4 protein-coding genes are annotated in these 3,266 nt (G+C 34.9%); all 4 read left to right on the forward strand.

What is annotated here, in order from left to right; translation table 11 throughout:
* Nucleotides 1–157 precede the first annotated feature (157 nt).
* Nucleotides 158–298 carry a phosphonate ABC transporter permease gene (locus AC1DTM_RS20975; protein ID WP_002111095.1) on the forward strand — a complete coding sequence of 47 codons (141 nt, stop codon included), beginning with the start codon at nt 158–160 and terminating at the stop codon, nt 296–298.
* A 519-nt stretch (nt 299–817) separates the two neighbouring features.
* Nucleotides 818–2,194, forward strand: a complete 1,377-nt coding sequence (locus AC1DTM_RS20980; protein ID WP_016105811.1) for an APC family permease — start codon at nt 818–820, stop codon at nt 2,192–2,194.
* Nucleotides 2,195–2,312: 118 nt separating this feature from the next.
* On the forward strand, nt 2,313–2,561 hold the full coding sequence (locus tag AC1DTM_RS20985) for a DUF1294 domain-containing protein (RefSeq protein WP_002111093.1): 249 nt from the start codon (nt 2,313–2,315) through the stop codon (nt 2,559–2,561).
* A gap of 105 nt (nt 2,562–2,666) precedes the next feature.
* Nucleotides 2,667–3,266: EamA family transporter RarD (rarD, locus tag AC1DTM_RS20990; RefSeq protein WP_477000785.1), on the forward strand; the 600-nt coding region annotated here is incomplete at its 3' end.

Consider the following 3,266-nt stretch of genomic DNA (forward strand, 5'->3'; position numbering starts at 1 on the left):
TGCGAAAGGGTATGTGGATCCAAATAGTGCGCCTTATAAAAAATGGCAAAATGTATTACATGTTCCCGATGAAGAAGAAGTGCCAAAAACGAATGTATAATGAGTGAAAAGGGAATCCTTAAGAATGGCAATACAACTTTAGAAATGAGGGATTCCGATGCCGTTTTTAGGAAGTGTATATCAAATATTTGGATTATATCCAGAAATTTATCATGCGATGATTTCAGCAGAGCTGCAAGAAGAAGCTCAAAAGGAACATATCGATAATAATAGTACAGAAATTGAAGCGGAAGAATAAAGCGCAGATGAACATCTGCGCTTTTTTTATTGTCTTAGGTGAAAATACTGTTTGCAATTTGTAGGGAAGTTAATCGGTCTAACAAGATAAGATGAATAATTATTTCTATATAACGAATCGACTGGTTTTATCTTGTTTGTATATGGGGATTTCATTGAGTCTGATGTATAAAAATGAATTCCGAAATAATATAAAATGTATTGAAATGGGAATTAACAGTGTTTTCAAGTGGTATCGTATATTTTGGAATACTATTTTATTTATAATTATTCGATGTGGGTGAATTAATTATATTGTTGACAATATAATTAATCGTGTGATAAATTCAATCAATCTTCTAAAAACATGCTTGTTAACAAGCGTATTTTTAGAAGATTGATTTTTCTGATTTTTAGGCATGTAATTTGTGGAGTTTATATAGGGAGTGAAAGTAAAGTATGAATATTATTAATGTGTAATAGCAACAGTAATAAAGATTGTAATGAGTAAGGGATAATTTTGAAAAAGAGGTTTCTACGAATGAGTTTATTTATAAAGAAAGCAATGAATGAAGAAAAGAAAAACGTGTTACAGCAAACTTTAGGAGCAATTGATTTAACGCTTTTAGGAATTGGAGCAATTATTGGTACAGGCATTTTCGTATTAACAGGTATTGTAGCAGCGAAACATGCTGGTCCAGCAATTGTATTATCTTTCATGTTAGCTGCAATTGTATGTGCTTGTGTAGCTTTTTGTTATGCTGAATTTGCATCTACAGTCCCGGTCTCAGGAAGTGTGTATTCGTATACGTATATGACATTAGGTGAGATTTTTGCTTTTATAGTTGGCTGGTGTGTTATGTTAGAGTACTTATTAGCTACTTCTGCGGTGGCGGCGGGATGGTCAGCCTATTTTCAGTCATTACTATTAGGGTTTAATATTCATATTCCGGCAATCGTTGCTTCTGCACCAGGGATGGGGAATGGCGGGATTATCGACTTGCCAGCGGTTATTATTATTTTAGTTGTTACATTTTTACTAAGTCGTGGTGTGAAAGAAAGTGCACGTATAAATAATATAATGGTTATTATCAAACTGGCTGTTATTTTAGTATTTATTATTGTAGGAGCAAACTATGTAAAGCCAGAGAATTGGCAGCCGTTTCTTCCTTTTGGATACCATGGTGTTATTGGAGGAGCTGCTACTGTATTTTTTGCCTTTTTAGGTTTCGATGCAGTTGCAACAGCAGCAGAGGAAGTGAAACGCCCACAACGTAACGTTCCAATTGGATTACTTGTCTCTTTATGCATTTGTACAATTCTTTATGTTGGTGTTTCATTCGTGTTAACTGGAATGGTTCCATTTACGGATCTGAATGTAGCTGATCCAGTAGCATATGCACTGCGTATTGTAGGAGAGGATAGAATTGCTGGTCTATTATCAGTTGGAGCGATAGCTGGTTTAACAACAGTTCTGTTAGTTGCTATGTTCGCATTTGTTCGAGTATCATACTCGATGAGCCGAGATGGATTGTTACCAAAAAGATTTTCGAGTGTTCATAAACGTTATCAAACACCATTTTTTAATACATGGATTACGGGTATTCTTGCGGCTGTATTAGCAGGTTTATTGGACTTGAATTTGTTGGCAAATTTAGTGAATGTGGGAACGATAACAGCTTTCATATTTGTATCTATAGCTGTAATTGTATTAAGGAAGACACATCCTAATTTGAAAAGACCGTTCCGTGCTCCGTTAGTTCCATTCTTACCTATACTTGCGATAGTAAGTTGTTTATATTTAGCATTAAATCTTTCTAAAACCACTTTAATCAGTTTTGCAATTTGGGTTATTGTAGGTATTTTTATCTATTTTATATACGCGAAAAAACATAGTAAGATTAGAAATAGAGTATAAGGYATTACAATGATGGCTGTAGGTTAAAAAGTTTTATTTTTTTCCTATAGCCATTTTTATTTGTGCGCACCTTGTTTTCGTGTTAACATAAAGCGAATTTTTTAAGGGAGAGAAAGAGATGAAATGGATTTATTTTATTATTATCAACGTTATAGCATTTAGTATGATGGGGCTTGATAAGCGAAAAGCAAAGAAAAAGCAGTGGAGAACGCCAGAAAGTACGTTGTTTTTATCAGCTGCAGCTGGAGGAGCGGTTGGAGCTTGGATTGGTATGTATATGTTTCATCATAAGACACATAAAAGTAAATTTGTCTTCGGTATTCCGGCGCTCGTTATTATAACAGTAGGAGTGTTTTTATACATATAACGGATTTACAAGAGGAATGTCGAAAGAAATGCAGATTGAATATTGGTAAAGTAAGTATGTGAGACCTTATAATGAAGAAAAAAAGAGAAGAGGAGAACAGGGAAGATGGGGAGTCAAATAGCAGAGCAAAAGCAGGGGATTATATATGCGGCGGGTGCGTATACGATGTGGGGAGTTCTTCCGATTTATTGGAAATGGGTGGAGGAAGTACCGGCGGATGAAATATTAGCGCATCGCATCGTTTGGGCATTTGTTTTTATGTTGTTAGTTTTAGGAGTAACGAAGAGGTTTCGTCAGTTTGGTGGGGAGTTAGTGGCCCTTTTTAAACGACCTAAATTATTAATGTCATTAACAATTGCTTCGGTACTTATTAGTGGAAACTGGTTTGTATACATATGGGCCGTAAATCATAACCATGTAATCGAAGCAAGTCTTGGGTATTATATTAATCCACTTATAAGTATTTTACTTGGTACAGTTGTTTTAAAAGAGAAGCTTAATTTTTGGCAATATGTTGCGGTTGGTTTAGCTGGATTAGGCGTTGTTATTTTAACGATACGTTTCGGATCAATTCCATGGGTTTCTCTTTCACTTGCTTTTTCATTTGGATTATATGGATTAACGAAAAAATTATTAAATTACGACGCAACAATTGGGCTTACGATGGAAACGATGTTAGTGACGCCATTTGCACTTATATATTTG

Source organism: Bacillus sp. P4_D3 (assembly GCF_056401855.1).

Bases quoted from the DNA above. Each gene is read 5' to 3' on its own strand.
- AC1DTM_RS20975 (WP_002111095.1), top strand. From the start codon at position 158: ATGCCGTTTTTAGGAAGTGTATATCAAATATTTGGATTATATCCAGAA.
- AC1DTM_RS20980 (WP_016105811.1), top strand. From the start codon at position 818: ATGAGTTTATTTATAAAGAAAGCAATGAATGAAGAAAAGAAAAACGTG.
- AC1DTM_RS20985 (WP_002111093.1), top strand. From the start codon at position 2,313: ATGAAATGGATTTATTTTATTATTATCAACGTTATAGCATTTAGTATG.